This window comes from Cellulomonas sp. NTE-D12 (assembly GCF_027923705.1).
GTDB lineage: Bacteria > Actinomycetota > Actinomycetes > Actinomycetales > Cellulomonadaceae > Cellulomonas.
In genome coordinates, this window is record NZ_AP026442.1 from 2,347,282 (window position 1) to 2,367,853 (window position 20,572).

Genomic DNA, 20,572 nt, shown 5'->3' on the forward strand with positions numbered 1-20,572 from the left:
CACCTCGTTTGCCGGGCCCCGAGGGGTCCGGCCGCTCGCCTGCGGCTGTGACGGGCCTGCCCCGTCCGGTTCTACTGGGGGCCGCGGTGCTGCTGCGGACCTGTTCTTCCGGAGGCTCGCCGGTGATGGCCGGGTCGACGCCTGTGCCCCGAGTGTATGTCGGGGCGTCAGTACGTGAAGCGGCTCGTCAGTACGTGAAGCCCGCGACCTGCGACCGGAGGCCGGCGGCGAGCCGGGCGAGCTCCCCCGTCGACTCGTTGAGCTGGGACAGCGCGCGGGTGGACGACTGGGCGGCGTCGGCGACGCCGACGATGTTGCCGGCGATCTCACCGGAGCCCGTCGCCGCCTCCGTCACGGAGCGGGACATCTCGTTGGTGGTGGCCGTCTGCTCCTCGACCGCCGAGGCGATGGTCAGCTGGTGGGTGTTGATCTCCGCGATGATCTGTGCGATCTGCCCGATCGCCTCCACGGCACCGTCGGTGTCGGCCTGGATGGCGGCCACCCGGCGGGCGATGTCCTCCGTGGCGGTCGCCGTCTCCCGCGCGAGGTCCTTCACCTCGCCCGCGACGACCGCGAACCCCTTGCCCGCCTCGCCGGCGCGCGCGGCCTCGATCGTCGCGTTGAGCGCGAGCAGGTTCGTCTGCTCCGCGATGCTGGTGATCACCTTGACGACGTTGCCGATCTCCTGGCTGGAGGCGCCGAGCCGGGACACGGACTCGTTGGTGCGGTCCGCCACCTGGGTGGCCTGCTCGGCGACGCGCGCCGCCTCGTTGGCGGACACGGCGATCTCGCGGATCGAGGCACCCATCTGCTCGGCGCCTGCGGCGACGGCCTGCACGTTCCGGCTGACCTGCTCGGCAGCGGCCGCGACCGCGCCGGCCTGCGCGCTGGTCTCCTCGGAGCCGGAAGCGACCTGCGTGGAGATCGCGGACATCTCCTCCGAGGCGGACGACACGGTGAGGACGGCGTCGCCGACACCCCGCATGGTCGCGCGCAGCGTGCTCTGGGCACGCGCGAGGGCGCCGGCCATCTGACCGATCTCGTCGCCGGTGAACACGCGCGGCTCCCGGGTCAGATCGCCGTGCGCGAGCGCGTCCACCGAGTGCTTCACCTCGGCGACCGCCCGACGGATCGAGTTCGCCATCCGCACGCCCACCAGGGCCGACAGCAGCAGACCGACCGCCAGCGCCCCGACCGTCAGCTGCAGCGCGCGGTCACCGGCCGCCTTCGCGTCGCGGGCCTGACGGGTCATCGCGGCGGTCACCTCGCTCTCCACGTCGGTGAGGGCCGTGACCATCGCACCGCCGAGCGACGCCGCGCTGCTGTCGCGCACGCCCGCCCACGCGGTCTGGTCGCCGCTGAGCGCCGCCTGCATCAGGTCGCCGTCGACCACCTTGCGGTACGCGGCCAGCGCGTCGACGAATCCCTGCCAGTGGGCGGGAGCGGCGCCTTGGGAGGACGTGAAGGCGTCGACGAAGGCGGTCTCCGCCTTGTCCAGCCCCTGGTACGCCGTCGCGAGCTTGTCTGCCTGGGCCTTCTTGGCTGCCTGCGGGTAGGCCGCGACGGCGGTCACCTGGTTGCGGACCGTCCACAGCGCGTCCTTCAGCGCCGTCAGCGACGTGCCGACGGTGGCCTGGGTGTGCGCCAGACGCGCGGCGCCGGCCGTGATCTGCGTGATCTGCACGGCAGCCACACCTCCGAGCGCGACGGCGACGACCGCGAAGGTGGCCACCAGGCCGAGGATCTTGCCGCGCACCGTGAGGTGCGCTCGGCGGGCGGCGGAAGCGGTGGCAGGCGTGGTCATCGAGAGGCTCCGGTTCGAGGTGGACGGCTGTCCAACCCATCGGCCGTCGACACTCAGTCCTGACGAGACCGGAGGCCCGGACCGCCGGGTACCCGGCGGTCGCTGAGACAATCGTGGGATGAGCCCAGCACCGCTCGTCCTGCTCGACCTCGACGGCACCCTGACGGACTCGGCCCCCGGGATCGTGGCGTCGGCGCAGGCGGCCTACGCCGACCTGGGCCTGCCGACCCCCGACGCCGCGACGCTGCGCACCTTCGTCGGACCGCCGATCGCCGGGTCGTTCCTGGCGCACGGGGTGCCGGCCGAACGCGTCGGCGAGGCGATCGCCGCGTATCGCCGGTACTTCCGGGCCGGCGGCATGTTCGACAACGCGGTGTTCGACGGCGTGCCGGAGGCGCTGCGTGACCTGCGTGCCGCCGGCGCCCGTCTGCTCGTGGCGACCTCCAAGCCGACGGTGTTCGCCCGGCCGATCGTCGAGCACTTCGGTCTCGCGGAGCTGCTGGACGGGGTGTTCGGGGCGCCGCCGGACGACGTGCCGTCGTCGAAGGCCACCGTGATCGCCGAGGCGCTCGCCTCGCTCGGGCCCGACGGCTACGACCCGGCCACCACGCTGATGGTGGGCGACCGGGAGCACGACGTCATCGGCGCCCGTGCGCACGGCATCGACACGCTCGGGGTGGCGTGGGGGTACGCCGTTCCGGGCGAGCTGCAGGGTGCCGGGGCCGTGGTCGTGCTGGACCGCCCCGCCGAGCTGCTGCCCGCGGTGGCGGACCGCCTGCCGCTCAGCCCGCAGAAGGTGCGACCGGAGGCTGCGCCGACCACGGGAAGGTGATCCACCGGTCGGTGCGCCGCCACACGTAGTCCGGGTCGACGACCGATCGAGGCTTGGCGTACAGCACCGCGGTGCGCGCTTCGTCGCAGTGCTCGGCCACCAGCCGCTGCACCAGCGCCAGCGTCTCCCCCGTGTCGGCCACGTCGTCGACGACGAGGGCCCGCAGGCCGTGCAGCGCCGACGTGTCCAGCAGCGGCGGGAGCACGGCCGGCTCCGCCAGCCGCTCGTCGACCCCCGTGTAGAACTCGACGTTCAGCGTGCCGACCGCCTTGGTGCCCAGCGCGTACGCGAGCGCGCCACCCGGCGGCAGCCCGCCGCGCGCCACCGCCACCACGACGTCCGGCCGGAAGCCGGAGTCGACCACCGCCTGGGCCAGCTCGCGGACCGCGGTCCCGAACAGCTCCCAGCCGAGCACCTCGCGGGCGTCCGCCAGCTCGGCACCGGACTCGTCTGCCTGGGTCGGGCGTCCGATCGTCATCGGCACAGGGTAGGGGCGCCGCGTTGCCACCAGGTTGCGCACCGGCGGAGGCCCTGCGCCCTCGGCGCGCGGGTGCGCACAGCCGGTGCGATCCTGCGATCCATGGACCACACCGTGCGCGCGTCGGCCGTCCGGGCCGGCAACCACCCCGTGCTCGAGAACGGCGCCCGGCTGGGCTACGCGGCAAGCGGGGTGCTGCACCTGCTGCTGGGCTGGCTCGCCCTGCAGCTCGCCCTGGGCCACGCGGCCACGGCGGACCAGAACGGTGCGCTCGCGGCCCTGGCCAGCACCGGCATCGGCAAGGCGCTGCTGTGGGTGCTGCTGGCCGGGTTCATCCTGCTCGGCGTCTGGCAGGTGGCCGAGGCGATCGGCCGGTACGGCAAGCAGCGGATCAAGCCGGCCGCCAAGGCCGTGGTGTACCTGGCGCTCGCCTGGACCACGTTCAGCGTGCTGCGCGGTTCCGGGGCGTCCGGCAACCAGCAGTCCTCCGGCACGGCCGCCCGGCTGATGACCTACCCCGCCGGCCGGCTGCTGGTCGGTGCGATCGGCGTGCTGGTGGTCGTCGTCGGCGTCTACCACGTCGTCAAGGGCTGGAAGAAGACGTTCCTCACCGACCTGCGCGAGCACCCCAACGGTGGCGTCGTGCTCGCCGGCCGCATCGGCTACGTGGCCAAGGGCGTCGCGCTCGCCCTGGTGGGCGGCCTGTTCGTCTCGGCGGCGCTCACGGCGGACCCGACCAAGGCCAAGGGCCTCGACGGCGCGCTGCGCAGCCTGCTCGCGCTACCCCTGGGACGGGTGCTGCTGATCCTCGTGGCGGTGGGCCTGGCGGCGTACGGCATCTACTCCTTCGCCCGCGCGCGGTACGCCCGCGTCTGAGGCTGCCACCGGCGCTGCGGCCGCAGGGGGTGCCGACGTGGGCGGGGCTGCGTGCCGCCCGGTCCGCAGGGGCGCCGGCCCGGCCGCCGGTGCGAACGCCGACGTGGTCGAGGTCGGCGTCGGCGAGCCCGGTGCGGGCGGCGTCAGCTCCGGGGTGAACCGGCCGTGCCCGGACGTCGTGCGGTCGGGAGCGTCGTCGACCGGGACCCTCCTGGCGGTGTCCCGCCGCAGGTACCCGTACGCGAGAGCCGCGCAGACGGCACCGTTGAGGAACCCGGCTGCGACGTCGGTGGCGCTGTGCATGCCGCGGTACATCCGCGAGTACGCCACCGCGAACGGCACCAGCGCGCAGAGCACGGTCACCAGCACCCGGACCCAGGTGCTGCGGATCCGCTGCGCGAGCAGCGCGAGGCTGAACCACAGGGCCGTCGACGCGCCGGTGTGCCCGCTGGGATAGCTCGACGTCGGCGGTGCCTGGTCGAGGTGCGGGACGTCCGGGCGCGGCCGCCCGACGATGAGCGACGTGCTCAGGAACACGGCGAGCTCGAGCAGGACCGCGATCGCGGGCACGACGGCGGACCACCACTGACGCGTCGCCCACCACAGCAGCAGGACGGCGAGCAGCGTGCAGACGGCGATGACGCCCGTGCTGCCCGTGAGCGAGCCGTAGCGCGTCAGCGTGTTCATCAGCGGCGTCCGGCCGTCGGCGAGCGCCTGGCTCAGGGCGCGCTCCGACGGCACGCCGTGCAGCGGCCCGGTCAGCACGAGACCCAGGCCGAGCACCACGCCGAACAGCAGGACGGCCGGCAGCGCGGCACGGACCAGCGCGTCACGGGCGGCCTCCCGGACGGTGGGCGCGGAGCGGTCGGCGTCGTACCGGGTCAGGGCGCTCATCAGGGCTCCTCGGGGGACGGTGGGGCGGTGGAGGGGTGGTCGACCGAGGGTTCGTTCTGCGCAGCGGGACCACGGCCGAGGTAGCCGAGCGCCGAGCCCGCCGCGACGGCGGCCCCGAGCAGGTAGCCGCCCAGCACGTCGGACGGGAAGTGGGCGCCGAGCATCACCCGGTCCAGGCCGATCAGCAGCGCCGCCGCCACGGCGAGCACCACGCCGGTCGCACGTCCTCGGCGACGCAGCAGCGGCCAGAGCAGCACCAGCAGGACGATCGCGGCGACGGTCGTGTTGGTGGCGTGACCGGAGGGGAAGCTGTACCCCGGGGCATGGTCCACGGCGTGCTCGACGACGGGCCGTGCGCGGCCGACCAGCGCCTTGACCGCATTGCCGAGCCCCCAGCCCAGCAGCACCGTGATCATCGCCCACAGCGCCCGGGTGCCGAGCCCACGACGTCGCCAGGCCCACAGGCAGACCAGGGCGACGACCAGGTTGACCCATGGCGGCTGGAACGCGGCCTGGCCGGCGAGCAGCACCGACCGCAGGGTCGCGTCTGTCTGCGCGAGCGGGGTCATGGCACGGATCGCGGCGTCGTCGAGCCGGATCACGTCGGGCACGCCCACGCGGACGACGAAGGCGAGCACGGCGGCGGGGACGCTGAACGCCAGCGAGAGCCCCACGGCACGCAGCAGCCGCCTGCGGCGGGACACCGTGGCCTTCATGCCTGCACGGTAGGGGTGGCGCCCCACGACCGCGCGTCGAGCCGTGCGCAGCGGCGGACGACTGCAGGTGGCCGGTCCCCGCGCAGGTCGAGCGCGGTGCCGACCCGCAGATCGGCTCCGAAGATCGCGGGCGCAGGCGTCAGCAGGCGAGGATGTCGATCCTCCAGCCGGTACCGGGCGTATAGACGGCCGTGAACGAGAGGCCGCCGCCGACGCCTCCAGCGGACCCCTCCGGGAGGATCGTGCCGGTCCGCGTCGTGGCGGAGTCCGGCGCCTGGTCCCAGACGATGGTCGACACCTCGGTCTGCACAAAGCCGCCGCAGGCGCCGCACCCACGGTTGCGCAGGACGATCTCCGTCAGCCGCACGTCGACCTCGGCCCGCGCGAGCGAGGCCGGGTCCACCGTCGGCAGTGGTGGTGTCGATCCCGCGGCGGTCACCACGCCCGCGAGGTCCGCATCGAAGCGTTGCGCTGCGACGGTGCCGTTGCCGAGGCACAGCACCATGTCCTCGCCCTCCGCTCGGGCCGTCGTCCCCTCAGGCGGGATGCGGGTGTACGTCCTGTCCGCGAAACGGAAGGGACTCATCGCCAGCGTGCGGGAGGCGAGGTCGCTGTAGGTGGTCAGCACCCGCCGCATCAGCTCGCGAGGTAGGCCGCCGGGGATGGCAGAGCCGACGGCACCGAGGTCGAGCCCCTTCACTGCGGCGGCCGTCGACCGGTCGACCACGACGGTGTCCGCGTGGATACCCGTGTTGATCAGGGCCGCTGCGGCATGGAGCCGCCTGTCGAGGTCACGCGCCGCGTCGACGAAGGGGGCCAGATCGCGCTGCGCCGAGGCGCTCGTCAGGGGGGCCCTCGACGGCAGCGGGGTCGACGGCGTCGCGGACGGGGCCGACGACGACGGCGCCTCGACGGTGGGCGGCGCCGACGAACCGGGCACGCCGGACGGTGATGGGGACGGCGCGCCGGGGGACGCTCCCGAGCAGGCGCCGACCCCCAGGACGAGGAGGACCGTCAGACAGACCCCGCCCCTGCGCAGCCGGCACATGGTGCAGCTCCCTGCGAGGCCGGGCGCCACCGACGGGCACCGGCCCGCAGCTCGACTGTCGAACCCCGAGCGACGCCTGCACCAGGGCACGAGGTCCCGACCTGAGGGGCGCCCGGGATCGGGCTCGGTCGTCGGTTGACATTGACGCGGCGTCAACGCCTACCGTCGAGCAGGTTCGACGACAGGCGGCCTGACCAGGCCCTCCACCCCGAGAGGTGCACCGATGGACTCCTCCATCCAGGAGGTGGCACGGCTGACCGGCACGACCAGCCGGGCGCTGCGCCACTACGACCACGTGGGCCTGCTACCGCCGTCGCGGGTCGGCTCCAACGGCATGCGGTTCTACGACGCCGCAGCGCTGCTGCGGCTGCAGCGGATCCTCTTGCTGCGCGAGCTGGGGCTCGGGCTGACCGAGGTGCACCGGGTGCTCGAGCGTGAGGTCGACGACGTGGCAGCGCTGCGTCGCCACCTCGCCGTGCTGCGCGCGGAGCAGGAGCGCCTCGCGCGGCAGATCGCCTCCGTCGAACGAACCGTCACGGCACGAGAGGCAGGAGAGGAACTGATGAGCGAGCAGATGTTCGACGGGTTCGACCACACGGTCTACCGCGAGGAGGTGGAGCAGCGCTGGGGCGTGGCCGCCTACGAGGAGTCCGACCGCTGGTGGCGGGGGCTCGGCGAGGAGGGTCGGGCCGCCTGGCAGGCCCGGCAGGCGGCGCTGCAGGCGGACTGGCGCGCGGCGGCGGAGCGGGGCGTGGAGCCGGGCTCCGAGGAGGCGCAGCAGCTGGCCACCCGGCACGTGGCCTGGCTGGCCGACGTGCCGGGGACCCCGGGTCACGGCGGCACCCCGGTGCGTGCGTACATCGAGGGGCTGGCCGACATGTACGTCGCCGACCCGCGGTTCGCGGCGCACTACGGCGGCCAGTACGGCGCCGAGCTGGTGCGCGACGCGCTGCGCAGGTACGCCGAGCAGCACCTCTGACAGGACGGCGCCGGTTGCCGTCACCGGGCACCTGGTGACGGCCACCGGCGCCGGTCCCGGATCAGGTGCCGGTCGGCAGGCCGCGACCGACGAGCCAGCCGACCAGCGCCTCACCTGGCAGGTACGGCTGCCGCCACGACCGGGCGTCGTCGGAGGCGTCGCGGTCGTCGCCGAGCAGCAGGTAGTGGCCCGGCGGGACGCGGAACGTGCCGCGGAACACCGACGGGCTCGCGTACGGCTCGTCCAGCACGCGCCCGTCGACCGTGATCCGGCCGTCCACCAGCACCAGGTGCTCCCCCGGCAGCCCGACCACGCGTTTGACGATGCGGCGGCCCAGCTCGGCGGAGTCCGCCACCACCACGTCCCCGCGGCGCACGGCACGCCGCCCGAACGACCGGGTCAGCCACAGGGAACCGTCCCGGAGCGCCGGTTCCATCGAGCCGGACCGTACGACGGTGAGCCAGGGCATCAGCTCGCGCGCTGCGACGGCAGCGTGCCGAGGGTCTGGTGCGGCCGGTGGGCGCCCGTCGCGTGGTGGGCATCGCCGTGGTGGGCATCGCCGTGGTGGGCATCGCCGTGGTGGGCATCGCTGTGGCCCGCGGCGTAGTGCACGTAGTCGACGTAGGCCGCGACCGCGGCCCGTGCCGCCGGCAGGTCGCCGTTGTCGTGGTCCTTCAGCGCGCTCGCGGCGGCGAACCGCTCCACGACGCCCTGCCAGCGATCGGCATCGACCAGACCGTGCAACGGGACGAGCGAGCCGGTCTCGAGCGCCCGGTCGGCGGCCGTCACGGCGGGTGGCTGAGGGGTCCCGGACGGCTTGATGCCGTCGAAGCCCGCGCCCTCCCCCGCACGGTGCAGGCGCACCAGCGTCTCGAGGAAGCGCCGGTCGGCCCCGACCCGCTCGGGACCCAGGCCTGCGGCCACGGCGGCGAACGCCGTCCGCACCTCGTCCTCGTCGGCCGCGTGCACCCACGCCAGCGCGTGGTTGACGTCGCCGCTGATCAGCGCACGTCGGCCGGCCTTCACCACCGGGCCGTCCTCGGTGTCGCAGTGCGCGCTGGCCGGTCGCACGACGAGCCGCGCCGCTGCCCGCATGCCGCGTGCGATCGTCCGGGTGAGGGTCCTCTGGGGGGTCATCGTCCGCTCCTTCGTCGTCGGTGAGGCGACGGTACGAAGGCCGCGGACGGCCCGCCTTGACGCAGGTCAAGCACCCACCTGGTCAGGACGTCGCGCGCCGGTCCAGCGCGGCGGGATCGAGGATCGCGACGTCGCGCCCGGGGAGCACCTCGATCAGCCCGTCCCGCTCCAGGGCCCGCAACCGACGGCTGAGCGTCTCCGGCGTGGTGCCCAGGTACGCGGCGACCTGGTTCTTGGGCAGCGGCAGGTGGACCGTGGCGCGTCCACCGTCCCAGGTGCTGGGGGCGTCGAGCAGGTACGCGGCCACCCGGGTCCCGACGTCGGCGGACGCGAGCGCCGCGAGCATGCGCTCCGCGGAGGTCAGCTTGGCCGCGACGGCGCGCAGCATCCCCACACCGATGTCGGGCATGCGCGCGAGCAGGCGCGCCAGCTCGGCGTGCTCCAGCGTGCACAGCCGGGACGGCTCGACGGCGGTGGCGTCCTCCTCGGCCGGTGCGCCGGTCAGGAACGCCGCCTCGCCCGAGACGTCGCCGGGCCCCAGCACCCGCAGGATCGTGCGGTGCCCGCTCGCGCTGGTGCGGGACACGGCGACCCGGCCCTCGTGGACGACGAGCAGCCGCGACGACCGCTCCCCCGCGCGCACCACGACGTCACCGGCCTCGACCGAGACGGGACGCACGTGCCGGGCTACCTCCGCCTGCTGCTCCCGCGAGAGACCCGCGAACACGGGCACCCGCGCGACGCACGGGTCCGGCGACGCCGTGGTGGACGATCGGGACGCAGGCACGTCGGCATCGTCGCACCGGTCCGGGCGACCGTGACCGGCACCCGGAGGCCGGTCACCGCTGCGCGGCTCGCGGACGGTCGACGCCGAGGTCGTCGAGCAGCCGTTCGGCGGCCAGCCGGCCGGACACGAGCGCGGTCGGCACACCGGTGCCCGGGTGGGTGCTGGCGCCCGCGAAGTAGAGGTTGCGGTAGCGCGCGTGCCGGTTGTGCGGTCGCAGGTAGGCCAGCTGCGGCAGCGTGTGCGCCAGCCCGTGCGTCGCGCCCCAGGCGAGGTTGTGGTGCGCCTGCCAGGTCAGCGGCGTCGCGGTCGCCTCGACGGTCACGTGCGCGTCGAGGTCGTCGATGCCGACCTGGGACAGCCGCCGCAGCACGGCGGAGCGGGCCCTGACCAGCTCACCGGCCCACAGCTCGCGCTCCCGCTCCCGGCGGTCCGGGTCGGTGCCGTCGTAGGTCAGGTGTCCCGACGGCACCACGGCGACGAGGGTCTCACCGCCGGGCGGCGCCGCCGTCGGGTCCACCGAAGCGGGGGCGTGCACGTACACGCTGGGGTCGTCCGGCAGGGGCTCGTTGCGGTCGATGCTGTCGAAGTTCTCGCGGTAGCGGTCGCCGAGGAAGAGGGTGTGCGGCCGCAGCTGCGGGTACCGGCGGTCCAGCCCCCAGTAGAAGCTGATCGTCGACCCGGAGAACGTCTTGCGGGCCAGCCGCGCCGCCGGTGCGGGGTCCGGCAGCAGAGCGCGGTAGACGTAGGGCAGGTCGGCGTTGGCGACGACGACGTCGGCCGGCAGCACGCCGTCGTCGTGGATCCGGACCCCGGTCGCCCGGCCGCCCTCGACCTCGATGCGCCGCACCGGCTCGTCGTACCGGAACCGCACGCCCGCCTCGTCCGCGAGCGCCGCGAGCACCTCGACGATCCGGTACATCCCGCCGGTCGGGTACCAGACTCCGTGCGCGAGCTCGCTGTGCGGCGTCAGGGAGAACGTCGACGGCGCGCTGAACGGGCTCAGCCCCATGTACACGTCCTGGCACGTGAACGCCGCCTTGAGCTGCGGCGAGGCGAAGAACCGGGCCATGTGGCGGTAGTGCGGCACCAGCGCGTGGACCCGCAGCGCGAGGGCCAGGCTGCGGGGGTTGACGAAGTCCACGGCCCGGCGGAAGTCGCGCTCGACCAGGCCCGGCATCGACAGGTCGTAGTGCCGGCGCCCCTCCTCGAGGTAGCGCAGCAGGCCGCCGAAGGAGCCGGGCTCGATCGCCTCGAGCTGGCGGCGCATCGCCTCCAGGTCGGACGTCATGGCGAGCCGGGTGCCGTCGTCGAACACCATGTCGTACGTCGGGTCGACCCGGACGGGGGCCAGGTCACGGTCGAGGTCGGCGCCCAGCCGCGCCAGCTCGCTGCGGTAGAGCAACGGCATGATCAGCAGGGTCGGGCCCGTCGAGAACCGATGACCCTCCCGCATGAACTGCCCGAGCCGGCCGCCGGGCGCCCGGCCCTTCTCGACGACGGTCACGTCAAGGCCCTGCCGGGCGAGGTGGATGGCCGCGGACAGGCCGCCGACGCCTGCGCCGACCACGACCGCCCGGGTGCTCATGCGCCGACCGCCTGCCGCGCGCCACGGGCGGCCGCCGGCGACCCGGTGAGCGCCGACCGCGCGGTCCGCACCGCGATCCGCACACCGCCGCGCCACGTCGCCCGCTCGGGGTAGGACGCTCGCAGCCGGTACCCGTCGTGCTCGATCGCGTCCAGCACCCACTCGAACCGGGCGACGTACGCGTGACCGGCCAGCCGGCACCGTCGGCTCTCCACCTCGGTGAACGACCGGCGGCCCGCCGCGAAGCAGGACCGGGCGAGCGCCACGCGGTCCTGCACCCACGCGCGCACGTCCGGCTCGTGCACCCAGTCCAGGGGCTGGGCACCGTGCCGCACCAGCTCGGCCGGGAGGTTGAGATACCCCGCCTCGACGTCCTCGACCAGGTCGCGCAGCATGTGCGCGACGTGGGCGCCGCGCACCGCGACGTACCGGTCGGCACCGTGCGGCGCGCCCGCACCGTGGCCGATGCAGTGGTGCAGCGCCTCCGTCACCGCGACGGACAGGCACTGCGTGTACGCGTCGAGGGTCGGCGCGTCGACCGCTCGTCCCCGTCGACCGGCGTCGACCTGCATCACGTCGAGCATCGAGCGCAGGCAGAGCGGCAGCCCCTCGCCGTCCGGCGGGGGCACAGCCGGACGCAGGGGCCGGCGGTCGCCGTCGCGGTCGACGAGCCCGAGCAGCAGCGCCTCCTGCGGCCGCAGCGCGCTGCACGGTCGTCCGTCGAGCGCAGCCTCCAGCAGGGCACGCTGCTGGGCGACGAAGGCCAGCCGCCGCCGGTCGTCGGGTAGGTGCTCGTCCACCTGGTCGTCGAGCCAGCGGAAGTAGGCGTAGAGCGCGAAGCCGTCCCCTCGGAAGTCGCGGTCGGCCAGCCGGCGCACCGTGAGGTACGACTGCAGGCTCGCCGCCCGGGTGATGGACGCCGCGAGCGCGTCCTGGGTCGCACCACCGCGCCCTGGCATCCACCGCCGCCTTCTGTGCCGTCCGGCTTCTCCGGCCCCGATGCGCCCGGTCCGCACCTGCGCGCAGGGCGTCGTGCCGGTCCCTGCTGGGAACGTAGCCACGGCCCCCGCCCGCCCGCGCGGGTCCTCCGACCCATCCGAGCGATCTGCGTCACACCTCGGGACGTTCGTCCTCGGCAGCGATATAGTGAACAACGTGTCCAGTAATACCGACACCGCCCGACCTGGCCGGCCACGCTCCGAGCGGCGGAGAACCGCGATCCTCGAGGCCGCCGCCGAGCTCGCCCTCGCCGGGGGGTCGATCCCGACCATGGACGCCATCGCCGCGCGCGCCGGCGTCTCCCGGACCACCCTGTACAAGTGGTGGCCGTCGGCCGCCACGGTGCTCCTCGAGGGGCTGCTCGAGCACTTCCACGAGAGCATCGAGTTCGACGACGACCTGCCGGTGCGCGAGGCGCTCACCGCGCAGGTGGACGCGCTGGTGCACCTGCTGCGCGACACCTCCGCCGGGATGCTGCTGCGGCAGCTGATGGCGGCGTCGATCACCGAGCGCGACGTGGCCGCCGCGATGCTGGAGCACTGGCTCGAACCGCGCCGGCTGGCCGCGATCCACCACCTCGAGCGCGGCATCGCCACGGGCGTCGTCCGCCCGGGCACCGACACCGGACTGGTGACGGACACCTTGTTCGCACCCGCCTACTACCGGCTGATCTGGGGGCACACCGAGCTGGGCGACGACCTCGCCGAGCAGGTGTGCGCGCTGGTCTGGCCGAGCGTCGCCACCCCCTGATCCCCACCCCCTGATCCCCCACCCGCACCACCCGCCACCACAGGCCCACCACGAAGAAGGTCCACATGGTCACCGTCGCCAAGAACATGGTCGACACGCTCGTCGCCGCCGGGGTCAAGCGCGTCTACGGCATCCCCGGCGACTCGCTCAACGGCTTCACCGACGCGCTGCGCGGCTCGGGGATCGACTGGGTGCACGTGCGGCACGAGGAGGCCGCGGCGTTCGCGGCCGGTGCCGAGGCGGCGCTGACCGGCGAGCTGGCGGTCTGCGTCGGCAGCGCCGGCCCCGGCAACCTGCACCTGATCAACGGGCTGTTCGACGCGCAGCGGTCGGGCGCGCCGGTGCTGGCGATCGCGGCGCACATCCCGACGTCGGAGATCGGCAGCGGCTACTTCCAGGAGACCCACCCGCAGGAGCTGTTCCGCGAGTGCTCGGTGTACTCCGAGTACGCGAGCTCGCCGACCCAGATGCCGCGCATCCTGCGCACCGCGATGCAGACGGCGCTCGAGAAGAAGGGCGTCGCCGTCGTCGTGATCCCGGGCGACGTCGCCCTGGCCGAGGCCGAGGACACGCGCGTCACGCCGGTGCGTGCCGCCCGGCCGCGGATCCTGCCGTCCACCGCCGAGCTGGAGCAGGCCGCCCAGCTGCTGGGCGCGGGCCGCAAGGTGACGATCCTCGCGGGTGCGGGCGTCGACGGCGCGCACGACGAGGTCGTGGCACTGGCCGACCGCCTGGCCGCGCCGATCGTGCACACGCTGCGCTCCAAGCAGTTCGTCGAGCACGACAACCCCTTCGACGTCGGCATGACCGGTCTGCTCGGCTTCGCCTCCGGCTACCGCGCGCTCGAGGCGTGCGACACCCTGCTGATGCTCGGCACCGACTTCCCGTACCGGCCCTTCCTGCCCGAGAAGGCCACCGTGATCCAGGTGGACATCCGTGGCGAGAACCTCGGCCGCCGCACGCCGCTGGCGCTCGGCATGGTCGGCGACGTCAAGGAGACGGTCACCGCGCTGCTGCCGCTGCTGGCCAAGAAGACGGACCGCTCGCACCTGGACGACTCCCTCGCCCACTACCGCACCACGCGCACCAAGCTCGACGACCTGGCCACCCCCCGCAAGGGCGACCAGCCGCTGCACCCGCAGTACGTCGCCAAGGTGATCGACGAGGTCGCCTCGAAGGACGCCGTGTTCATCCCCGACGTCGGCTCCCCCGTCATCTGGGCCGCCCGCTACCTGACCATGAACGGCGACCGGAAGGTGATCGGCTCGTTCATCCACGGGTCGATGGCCAACGCGCTGCCGCAGGCCGTCGGCGCGCAGGCGGCGTTCCCGGGACGTCAGGTGGTGGCGATGTCCGGCGACGGCGGGGTCGCGATGCTGCTCGGCGAGCTGCTGACGTTCACCCAGAACAAGCTGCCGGTGAAGATCGTGGTGTTCAACAACTCGTCGCTCAACTTCGTCGAGCTGGAGATGAAGGCTGCCGGGTTCGTCACCAACGCGACCGGGCTGGAGAACCCGAACCTGGCCGGGATCGCCGCGGCGGCGGGCCTCAAGGCGTTCCGGGTGGAGCGGTCGGCGGACCTGCGCAAGGCCCTGGAGGAGGCGTTCGCGTACGACGGGCCCGCCTTCGTCGACGTGGTCACCGAGCGCCAGGAGCTGACCATCCCGCCGTCGATCAAGCTCGACCAGGCCAAGGGCTTCGCGCTGTACGCCCTGCGGACCCTGCTGTCCGGCCGCGGCGACGAGCTGCTGGACCTCGGGCGGGCGAACCTGCGCCAGGTGTTCTGAAGCCACGACCAAGGGCGTCAGCACCGTTCGGACCGATCGGGAGAACCGCTGACCGCCCGAGTGAGACGTGAGCGCCATTCGAATCCGACGTAAGCCCAACACAAGAATGGACGCGTGCACTAAATACCCACGAGCGCACCTCGAACTTGCGGCATCACGGGGCTATCGGCGCCGTCACGCCCGCCAGCCCTCTTGGGCGCCCGTCGACCGCTGCATCGACACGAAGAACCGTCTCTCGGCAAATCGCTGCGATGCGCACCAGCGTCGTCTCCGTTAGGTTCAATCGGTCTCCTACCAGTTCGATTCCGGCCGCCTTCAATGCCGCTCTGGTTTTCACATCAGAGCGCAACTGGCGACGGGTTAGCGATCCTAGGCCATGAGCGATCGCATTTCTCCCCTCTGCGACTTGATCAATCGGCTTCCAGTCAATTTTCACGTCCAGCCAATCCTTGTAGCGGCGCTGCTGGTCCACCCAATTTCCGGTGGCCCCGACCGCCGCGTCCGCCCAGACCTTGGAAACGACGACGTCCCTGCCGGGCTCCACGAGACCCTCGACCTCGGTCAGCAGGCGGTCCGCACAGAAGGCTTCCGTTATCGAGAGCAGGCGCATGAACGTGGCATGGCGCTGCATCTCCTGCCGGTCGAAGCTTGCGCTCCCGAGCCGTCGGCCTTCTCGCGAATGGACCATCTTGCCAATAACAGTTCGATGAGCCCCCAGCGTTCTACCAAGGAGAGCACACGCAGCCTCGGCGCGCTCCGACGCAACCCTCTCGCTCACTGTCCGATCGATTCAATCAGGATCCGATCCAGTTGGTTATCGGCGGCTTCGAGCGCCCTCGACCTGTCGACCTGTGCAAGGCCCCACAATGCCAGCGTCCGCCAAACGCTCCCAAGCCTGTCGACCGTCCCTGCCAGAACGTTCGGGTCGCCGCGTCCGATCCGTCCGAGCGCTGCTGCAGCATGTGCCGCCAATGCATCTGGGCCATGCTGAGCACGCTCGTGAAGCCACTCCACATGAGGCCGCCTGGCGTTACTGCCGCGAAGGAACCCCGAGGCATAGGCGATCCAGATCCCCTGCCAATCGCTAAGTAATTCGCTGCGAACCACTCCATCCAAGGTGCTGCGCACCGCGCGCCGTTCATTTGTTCCCCAGCCCGCAAGGGATTCGAGATACAGACTTACCTGTGGAGTGACACCCGGCTCAAATCGCAAGATTGCCTCAATCCAGTCGAGCATCTGTTGATCGCCGCCCTCCCCCAGTATGGGAAGCGCCCGGCTTAGAAGGGACTGAGTGATGGCAGCTTCCTGCCGCGATTGAACCTCCTCCGACTCATCCTCGGAAGCCCAGAGACTGAATGCGCGTTGCGCGGCCGACAAGCGTTCTGGGGAGATCTCATCTGACGCAGCTTGGGGAACGTCGGAAACTACTTCATCTTCGTCGACAGACCCCTCGATCGGAACGAGACCGAGAGTCGTTGACTCCTCCACCGTTGCGTCGTCCGAATATCTGTCCGTCAAAAGCGTAAGATCGATACCATCGCCGGCTGTTCCATCAAAGAGCCGCTTTTCGGCTTCTGTAAACGACGTCAAAGAGTTGCGATAGTGCTCTGCTTCGTACGTATATGTCTTCCGCTCGTTTAGCACGAGGCCGAGGGATCTCACTTCCGACGCACACGCCTCGAGGGCCCGGCGCGCTTCGCCCAGACTTCGCGTCGCAATGCGGAAGTCATCTGAATAGGTAACGACAGCGTAACCACGCCTCCGGAGCCTCCGCCGGACTGGATCAATATACGCGTCCCCGAGTACATCGCTGGACTGGTGAACTTGGGGTAGACCAACACGCCGACCCATCACTTGACCGAGTAAAGCAATCAGGCGATCGACGACCGGTTCGTCTCCGGTTTGCCCGATCAACTCGTCGGACAGTGTTTCGTGGTCCACGTATTCGTAGTATGCGGTGACGTCCGTCTTGCTGATGTGCGTTACATCTGGTACTGACAGCGGGGAATTTCGAAACTCCGCCATTGGGAGCCGGTGGACGAGGTTCGCCGGCAGCGCTTCGACAAGCCGGTTGCACAGTGCTCGGTACAGAGCGGCATCCTGGAGGCTCATCGTGGTGAGAGGCCTAGTGCCCCGCCAACCCTTCCCGGCGAAGACTACGTCGCCCCGCGCGCCAACCTCGAGGCGACGCAGTCTTGGACGTAGCCAAGTGGCTACGTCACGAGGACGGCCCAGCAACACTGCGTAGTCGTACCGTGGTGGCAACAGACGATGCTGCGTAGCTAATTCCCTCGAAGTTGCGCTCAGCACGTCGTCGAGCGTCAGGGCCACGCCGTCCTTCGTCATGCGGAAATGGTGCACGACGGCCGCGTCGGAACGCTAGCGGCGACCCAATCTCGCGATGGAACGGTGACCGATTCGCCCAAGATTCGGGCACTCAGCGAGAGTCCGGTTGCCACGATACGGACGTCGCTCACCCATAGGCGTAAGCCTTCACGCGCCGGTGCGAGCGATCGTCGTGTTGTTGGCCTGCGCCCGCGGGCGGACGACGAGCAGGTCGACGTTGACGTGCGACGGACGGCTCAGCGTCCACGCGATCGCGTCGGCGATGTCCTCGGCCACCAGCGGCTGGTAGCCCTCGTACACCTTCGCCGCCCGCTCGGCGTCGCCGCCGAACCGGACCAGGGAGAACTCCTCGGTGGCGACGGCGCCGGGCGCGATCTCGATGACGCGCAGCGGCTCGCCGACGATCTCCCAGCGCAGGGTGGTGGTCAGCATCTGCTCGGCGGCCTTGACCCCCGTGTAGCCGGCTCCGCCCGGGTAGGCACCGTGCGCCGCGGTGGACGTCACGACGACCACGTCACCGGCCCCGCGCTCGCGCAGGAGGGGCAGTACGGCCTTGGTGACGCGCAGGGTGCCGAGCACATTCAGCTCGTACATCGTGCGCCACTGGTCCAGGTCGGCGTGCTCGACGGGCTCCAGCCCCAGCGCGCCGCCGGCGTTGTTCACCACCGCGTCCAGCCCGCCGGTGACGCCCAGGTGCGAGACGAGCCCGGCGACGTCGTCGTCGCTGGTCACGTCGGCCGGGTACGCCTCGGCGCCGGTCTCCTCCGCGAGCGCCGCGAGACGGTCCGCGCGGCGGGCCGTGGCGACGACGTCCCAGCCGTCGGCGCGCAGCCGGCGGACGGTGGCCGCGCCGATGCCGGACGAGGCCCCGGTGACCAGGACTCGACGCGCGCTCATGCCGCACCCCCGGCGGTCACGGCCGTCAGCGCGTCGTCGATGATCGCCAGGCCGCGCCGGGCGTCCTCGGGGCTGATCACGCACGGCGGCACCACGTGGATGCGGTTGTCGGAGACGAAGGGCAGCAGGCCGCGGTCGAGGAGGGCGCGTTTCACGGCGCCCATCGTCGCAGGGCTGACGGGCCTCCTGCTGTCCCGGTCGGCCACCAGCTCGACCGCCCAGAACACCCCGGTGCCGCGTACCTCGCCCACCAGCGGCTGCCTGGCTGCCAGCTCGGCGAGGCCCGGGGCCAGCACGTCAGCGCCGATGGCGGCGGCGTTGGCCACCACCCCCTCGTCCTCCATCGCCGTGATGGTCGCCTCGATCGCCGCCATCGCCAGCGGGTGGCCGGAGTACGTCAGACCACCGGGGAACACCCGCTCGTCGAACGTCGCGGCGACCGCGTCGCTGATCAGCACGCCGCCGGCCGGCACGTACCCGGAGTTCACCCCCTTGGCGAAGGTGATCAGGTCCGGCACCACATCGTGCTGCTCGAAGGCGAACCACGAGCCCGTGCGGCCGAACCCGGCCATCACCTCGTCGAGGATCAGCACGATGCCGTACCGGTCGGCGATCGCCCGGACCCCGGCGAGGTAGCCGGGCGGCGGCACCAGGATCCCCGCGGTGCCCGGGACGGACTCGAGCAGGATCGCGGCGACCGTCTCCGGACCCTCGCACTGGACCACCCGCTCCAGGTGCTGCAGGGCACGTTCGCACTCCTCCTCCGGCGACCGGGCCCAGAACTCCGTCCGGTACAGGTAGGGGGTGAACACGTGCACGTGACCGCGCGCGTACTCGTTGGGCATCCGGCGCCAGTCGCCCGTCGCGTTCACCGCGGCGCCGGTGTTGCCGTGGTACGAGCGGTAGCCGCTGACCACCTTGTCGCGTCCGGTGTGCAGCCGGGCCATCCGCATCGCGTTCTCGTTGGCGTCCGCGCCGGCGTTGGTGAAGAAAACCTTGGAGAACCCGGCCGGCGCGTGCTCGACGATCTTGGCCGCCGCGCGGCCACGGGTCAGGTTCGCCGTCGCCGGCGCGATGGTCGTCAGCAGGTCCGCCTGCTCGTGGATCGCGGCGACGACCTTGGGGTGCTGGTAGCCGATGTTGACGTTGACCAGCTGGCTGGAGAAGTCGAGGTAGCGGTGGCCGGAGTGGTCCCACAGCTCGCAGCCCGCACCGCCCGCCAGCACGAACGGCGTCAGGTGCGCCTGCGCCGACCAGGAGTGGAACAGGTGCGCGCGGTCCAGGCTCGCCGCGAGGGCGTCGAGCTCCGGTCCGGTCGGGGCCGCGGCGGTCGGGACGGCCGGGGCTGCGTGTGGCATGAGCGAGGCTCCTCGTGGCGGTGCTGGTCGGTGGTGGGTCGGTTGCGCAGGGTGCTGCGGGCGGTGGGGACGGACCTCGGAAGGTTTCGTGCCGCCCCCACCGCCCGTCGGACTAGTTGCCGCCCTCGGCGAGGGTGACGGTGATCGGCTTGAAGCTCGAGCCGGTCACGTCGACCCCCTCGGCCTTGAGCTCGTCGAGTGCCTTGGTGACGTAGTCGTTGGTGTACGCGTCGGCGTCGGGCTTCTTGGTGATGACGGTCGCGCCCTGGTCGTTCTTGGTGCCCAGCGCGATGGCGACGGTCTGGTCCCAGGCCTTCTGGTCGATCATCCCGGCGCCGTCGGGCGACGGCCAGATCAGCTTGTTCACCTCGTTGGTCTGCCACAGCTGGTGGCTCTGGCCGAGCTTGGAGCCCGCGGCCACGATGATGTCCCGCGCGGCCTCCGGGTTGTCCCGGACGTAAGCCCAGCCCTTGATGCTGGCCTTGATGAACTTGACGGTCGTGTCCTGGTAGGCCTTGTCCGACGTGAGCTTGTCGGTGTTGGCCCAGATCGCGTCCTGCAGCATGGCGGTGCCCTCGCTGTTCCAGTCGACGACGTTGAAGTCGTCGGCCGTGTACTGCTTGCCGGTGGCCGGGTTCTTCGCCTCGAGCAGCTGCGCGTACTCGTTGTAGACCATCGCCTGGGCCGCATCGATGTCACCGGCGAGGAACGCGTTCATGTCGAACTGCTGCTGCACCAGCGTGACGTCCTTCGCCGGGTCGAGGCCGGCCTTGGTCATGCCGGCGAACAGCTCGAACTCGTTGCCGAAGCCCCAGTTGCCCACCTTCTTGCCCTTGAGGGCCGCGGCGGTGGTGATGTTCTTGTCCTTGAACGAGACCTGCAGCGTGCCGGAGCGCTGGAAGATCTGCGCCACGTCGGTGATCCCGGCGCCCTGCTCGCGCGAGGCGAGCGCCTTGGGCACCCACGCCAGCGCGTAGTCCACCGACCCGTTGGCCAGCTGGGTCTGCGGCACGATGTCGGTGCCGCCCTCGACGATCTGCACGTCGAGACCCTCGTCCTTGTAGTAGCCCTGCTTCAGCGCCGCGTAGTAGCCGGCGAACTGGGCCTGCGTGAACCACTGCAGCTGCAGCTTGACCGGGGTGAGCGCGCCGGAGCCGCCCGTCCCGGACGCGGAGGCTGCCGGTGCGGCGGCCGAGCCGCTGCTGCTGCAGCCGGTCAGCGCGAGCGCTGCGGCGGTCGCGGCGACGGTCAGGCCCCACGCGGTGCGCCTGGTGAGTCTCATCTGGCTCATCCCTTTCC

20 protein-coding genes are annotated in these 20,572 nt (G+C 72.0%); 5 read left to right on the forward strand and 15 right to left on the reverse strand.

The genetic code is table 11. The features are described 5' to 3' along the window. Nucleotides 1-187: 187 nt before the first annotated feature. Entirely contained in the window at nt 188-1,804 is a 1,617-nt protein-coding gene (locus QMF98_RS10810) for a methyl-accepting chemotaxis protein (RefSeq protein ID WP_337973048.1), read from the reverse strand. A 118-nt stretch (nt 1,805-1,922) separates the two neighbouring features. On the opposite strand from QMF98_RS10810, the gene QMF98_RS10815 reads away from it, so the two are divergent. Beyond that, entirely contained in the window at nt 1,923-2,636 is a 714-nt protein-coding gene (locus QMF98_RS10815) for an HAD hydrolase-like protein (protein ID WP_337973049.1), read from the forward strand. On the opposite strand, the gene QMF98_RS10820 is transcribed toward QMF98_RS10815, so the two are convergent. Beyond that, nucleotides 2,587-3,114, reverse strand: a complete 528-nt coding sequence (locus tag QMF98_RS10820) for a phosphoribosyltransferase (RefSeq protein WP_337973050.1) — start codon at nt 3,112-3,114, stop codon at nt 2,587-2,589. The genes QMF98_RS10815 and QMF98_RS10820 overlap by 50 nt on opposite strands. A gap of 102 nt (nt 3,115-3,216) precedes the next feature. Between QMF98_RS10820 and QMF98_RS10825 the strand changes: the two genes are divergently transcribed. After that, the gene (locus tag QMF98_RS10825; RefSeq protein WP_337973051.1) at nt 3,217-3,990 is read left to right on the forward strand and encodes a DUF1206 domain-containing protein; all 774 of its coding nucleotides are present in this window, start codon (nt 3,217-3,219) and stop codon (nt 3,988-3,990) included. Here QMF98_RS10825 and QMF98_RS10830 read toward each other — a convergent pair. The 3 genes from QMF98_RS10830 to QMF98_RS10840 all read right to left on the reverse strand — a co-directional run bounded on the left by QMF98_RS10830 (nt 3,895) and on the right by QMF98_RS10840 (nt 6,540). Continuing rightward, nucleotides 3,895-4,884 carry a phosphatase PAP2 family protein gene (locus QMF98_RS10830; protein WP_337973052.1) on the reverse strand — a complete coding sequence of 330 codons (990 nt, stop codon included), beginning with the start codon at nt 4,882-4,884 and terminating at the stop codon, nt 3,895-3,897. The genes QMF98_RS10825 and QMF98_RS10830 overlap by 96 nt on opposite strands. Next, nucleotides 4,884-5,600: a phosphatase PAP2 family protein gene (locus QMF98_RS10835; protein WP_337973053.1), complete on the reverse strand. Its 717-nt coding sequence runs from the start codon at nt 5,598-5,600 to the stop codon at nt 4,884-4,886. The genes QMF98_RS10830 and QMF98_RS10835 overlap by 1 nt, the downstream gene beginning before the upstream one ends. 139 nt (nt 5,601-5,739) lie before the next feature. After that, nucleotides 5,740-6,540 (reverse strand): hypothetical protein, encoded by an 801-nt coding sequence (locus QMF98_RS10840; RefSeq protein ID WP_337973054.1) that lies wholly within the window; start codon nt 6,538-6,540, stop codon nt 5,740-5,742. Nucleotides 6,541-6,871: 331 nt separating this feature from the next. Between QMF98_RS10840 and QMF98_RS10845 the strand changes: the two genes are divergently transcribed. Next, nucleotides 6,872-7,627 carry a MerR family transcriptional regulator gene (locus tag QMF98_RS10845; RefSeq protein WP_337973055.1) on the forward strand — a complete coding sequence of 252 codons (756 nt, stop codon included), beginning with the start codon at nt 6,872-6,874 and terminating at the stop codon, nt 7,625-7,627. Nucleotides 7,628-7,688: 61 nt separating this feature from the next. Here QMF98_RS10845 and lepB read toward each other — a convergent pair whose 3' ends face one another. From lepB to QMF98_RS10870, 5 genes are all read right to left on the reverse strand, one after another. Further along, on the reverse strand, nt 7,689-8,096 hold the full coding sequence (lepB, locus tag QMF98_RS10850) for a signal peptidase I (protein ID WP_337973056.1): 408 nt from the start codon (nt 8,094-8,096) through the stop codon (nt 7,689-7,691). Then, entirely contained in the window at nt 8,096-8,764 is a 669-nt protein-coding gene (locus tag QMF98_RS10855; RefSeq protein WP_337973057.1) for a DUF6448 family protein, read from the reverse strand. Before QMF98_RS10855 ends, lepB begins: the two co-directional genes overlap by 1 nt. A gap of 82 nt (nt 8,765-8,846) precedes the next feature. After that, a complete protein-coding gene (locus QMF98_RS10860) occupies nt 8,847-9,551 on the reverse strand; it encodes a Crp/Fnr family transcriptional regulator (protein WP_337973058.1) in 705 nt (234 codons plus the stop codon). 52 nt (nt 9,552-9,603) lie between these two features. Continuing rightward, on the reverse strand, nt 9,604-11,136 hold the full coding sequence (locus QMF98_RS10865; protein ID WP_337973059.1) for a phytoene desaturase family protein: 1,533 nt from the start codon (nt 11,134-11,136) through the stop codon (nt 9,604-9,606). Continuing rightward, nucleotides 11,133-12,095 (reverse strand): squalene/phytoene synthase family protein, encoded by a 963-nt coding sequence (locus tag QMF98_RS10870; protein WP_337973060.1) that lies wholly within the window; start codon nt 12,093-12,095, stop codon nt 11,133-11,135. The genes QMF98_RS10865 and QMF98_RS10870 overlap by 4 nt, the downstream gene beginning before the upstream one ends. 196 nt (nt 12,096-12,291) lie before the next feature. Here QMF98_RS10870 and QMF98_RS10875 point away from each other — a divergent pair, with 196 nt between their 5' ends. After that, entirely contained in the window at nt 12,292-12,885 is a 594-nt protein-coding gene (locus QMF98_RS10875; protein ID WP_291758808.1) for a TetR/AcrR family transcriptional regulator, read from the forward strand. Between the two features lie 65 nt (nt 12,886-12,950). Next, nucleotides 12,951-14,672 carry a ubiquinone-dependent pyruvate dehydrogenase gene (gene poxB / locus QMF98_RS10880; RefSeq protein ID WP_337973061.1) on the forward strand — a complete coding sequence of 574 codons (1,722 nt, stop codon included), beginning with the start codon at nt 12,951-12,953 and terminating at the stop codon, nt 14,670-14,672. 154 nt (nt 14,673-14,826) lie between these two features. On the opposite strand, the gene QMF98_RS10885 is transcribed toward poxB, so the two are convergent. From QMF98_RS10885 to QMF98_RS10905, 5 genes are all read right to left on the reverse strand, one after another. Continuing rightward, on the reverse strand, nt 14,827-15,282 hold the full coding sequence (locus QMF98_RS10885; protein ID WP_337973062.1) for a hypothetical protein: 456 nt from the start codon (nt 15,280-15,282) through the stop codon (nt 14,827-14,829). Between the two features lie 164 nt (nt 15,283-15,446). Continuing rightward, complete coding sequence (locus QMF98_RS10890) at nt 15,447-17,018, reverse strand: RNA-directed DNA polymerase (RefSeq protein WP_337973063.1); 1,572 nt, start codon at nt 17,016-17,018, stop codon at nt 15,447-15,449. Between the two features lie 147 nt (nt 17,019-17,165). After that, nucleotides 17,166-17,915 (reverse strand): SDR family NAD(P)-dependent oxidoreductase, encoded by a 750-nt coding sequence (locus QMF98_RS10895; RefSeq protein ID WP_337973064.1) that lies wholly within the window; start codon nt 17,913-17,915, stop codon nt 17,166-17,168. Next, entirely contained in the window at nt 17,912-19,273 is a 1,362-nt protein-coding gene (locus QMF98_RS10900; protein WP_337973065.1) for an aspartate aminotransferase family protein, read from the reverse strand. Before QMF98_RS10900 ends, QMF98_RS10895 begins: the two co-directional genes overlap by 4 nt. 112 nt (nt 19,274-19,385) lie before the next feature. Continuing rightward, nucleotides 19,386-20,555 (reverse strand): ABC transporter substrate-binding protein, encoded by a 1,170-nt coding sequence (locus QMF98_RS10905; protein ID WP_337973066.1) that lies wholly within the window; start codon nt 20,553-20,555, stop codon nt 19,386-19,388. Nucleotides 20,556-20,572 lie beyond the last annotated feature (17 nt).

Coding starts and splice junctions, on each gene's coding strand:
- QMF98_RS10810 (WP_337973048.1), bottom strand. CDS start 1,804: ATGACCACGCCTGCCACCGCTTCCGCCGCCCGCCGAGCGCACCTCACG.
- QMF98_RS10815 (WP_337973049.1), top strand. CDS start 1,923: ATGAGCCCAGCACCGCTCGTCCTGCTCGACCTCGACGGCACCCTGACG.
- QMF98_RS10820 (WP_337973050.1), bottom strand. CDS start 3,114: ATGACGATCGGACGCCCGACCCAGGCAGACGAGTCCGGTGCCGAGCTG.
- QMF98_RS10825 (WP_337973051.1), top strand. CDS start 3,217: ATGGACCACACCGTGCGCGCGTCGGCCGTCCGGGCCGGCAACCACCCC.
- QMF98_RS10830 (WP_337973052.1), bottom strand. CDS start 4,884: ATGAGCGCCCTGACCCGGTACGACGCCGACCGCTCCGCGCCCACCGTC.
- QMF98_RS10835 (WP_337973053.1), bottom strand. CDS start 5,600: ATGAAGGCCACGGTGTCCCGCCGCAGGCGGCTGCTGCGTGCCGTGGGG.
- QMF98_RS10845 (WP_337973055.1), top strand. CDS start 6,872: ATGGACTCCTCCATCCAGGAGGTGGCACGGCTGACCGGCACGACCAGC.
- lepB (WP_337973056.1), bottom strand. CDS start 8,096: ATGCCCTGGCTCACCGTCGTACGGTCCGGCTCGATGGAACCGGCGCTC.
- QMF98_RS10855 (WP_337973057.1), bottom strand. CDS start 8,764: ATGACCCCCCAGAGGACCCTCACCCGGACGATCGCACGCGGCATGCGG.
- QMF98_RS10865 (WP_337973059.1), bottom strand. CDS start 11,136: ATGAGCACCCGGGCGGTCGTGGTCGGCGCAGGCGTCGGCGGCCTGTCC.
- QMF98_RS10870 (WP_337973060.1), bottom strand. CDS start 12,095: ATGCCAGGGCGCGGTGGTGCGACCCAGGACGCGCTCGCGGCGTCCATC.
- poxB (WP_337973061.1), top strand. CDS start 12,951: ATGGTCACCGTCGCCAAGAACATGGTCGACACGCTCGTCGCCGCCGGG.
- QMF98_RS10885 (WP_337973062.1), bottom strand. CDS start 15,282: ATGCGCCTGCTCTCGATAACGGAAGCCTTCTGTGCGGACCGCCTGCTG.
- QMF98_RS10890 (WP_337973063.1), bottom strand. CDS start 17,018: ATGACGAAGGACGGCGTGGCCCTGACGCTCGACGACGTGCTGAGCGCA.
- QMF98_RS10895 (WP_337973064.1), bottom strand. CDS start 17,915: ATGAGCGCGCGTCGAGTCCTGGTCACCGGGGCCTCGTCCGGCATCGGC.
- QMF98_RS10900 (WP_337973065.1), bottom strand. CDS start 19,273: ATGCCACACGCAGCCCCGGCCGTCCCGACCGCCGCGGCCCCGACCGGA.
- QMF98_RS10905 (WP_337973066.1), bottom strand. CDS start 20,555: ATGAGACTCACCAGGCGCACCGCGTGGGGCCTGACCGTCGCCGCGACC.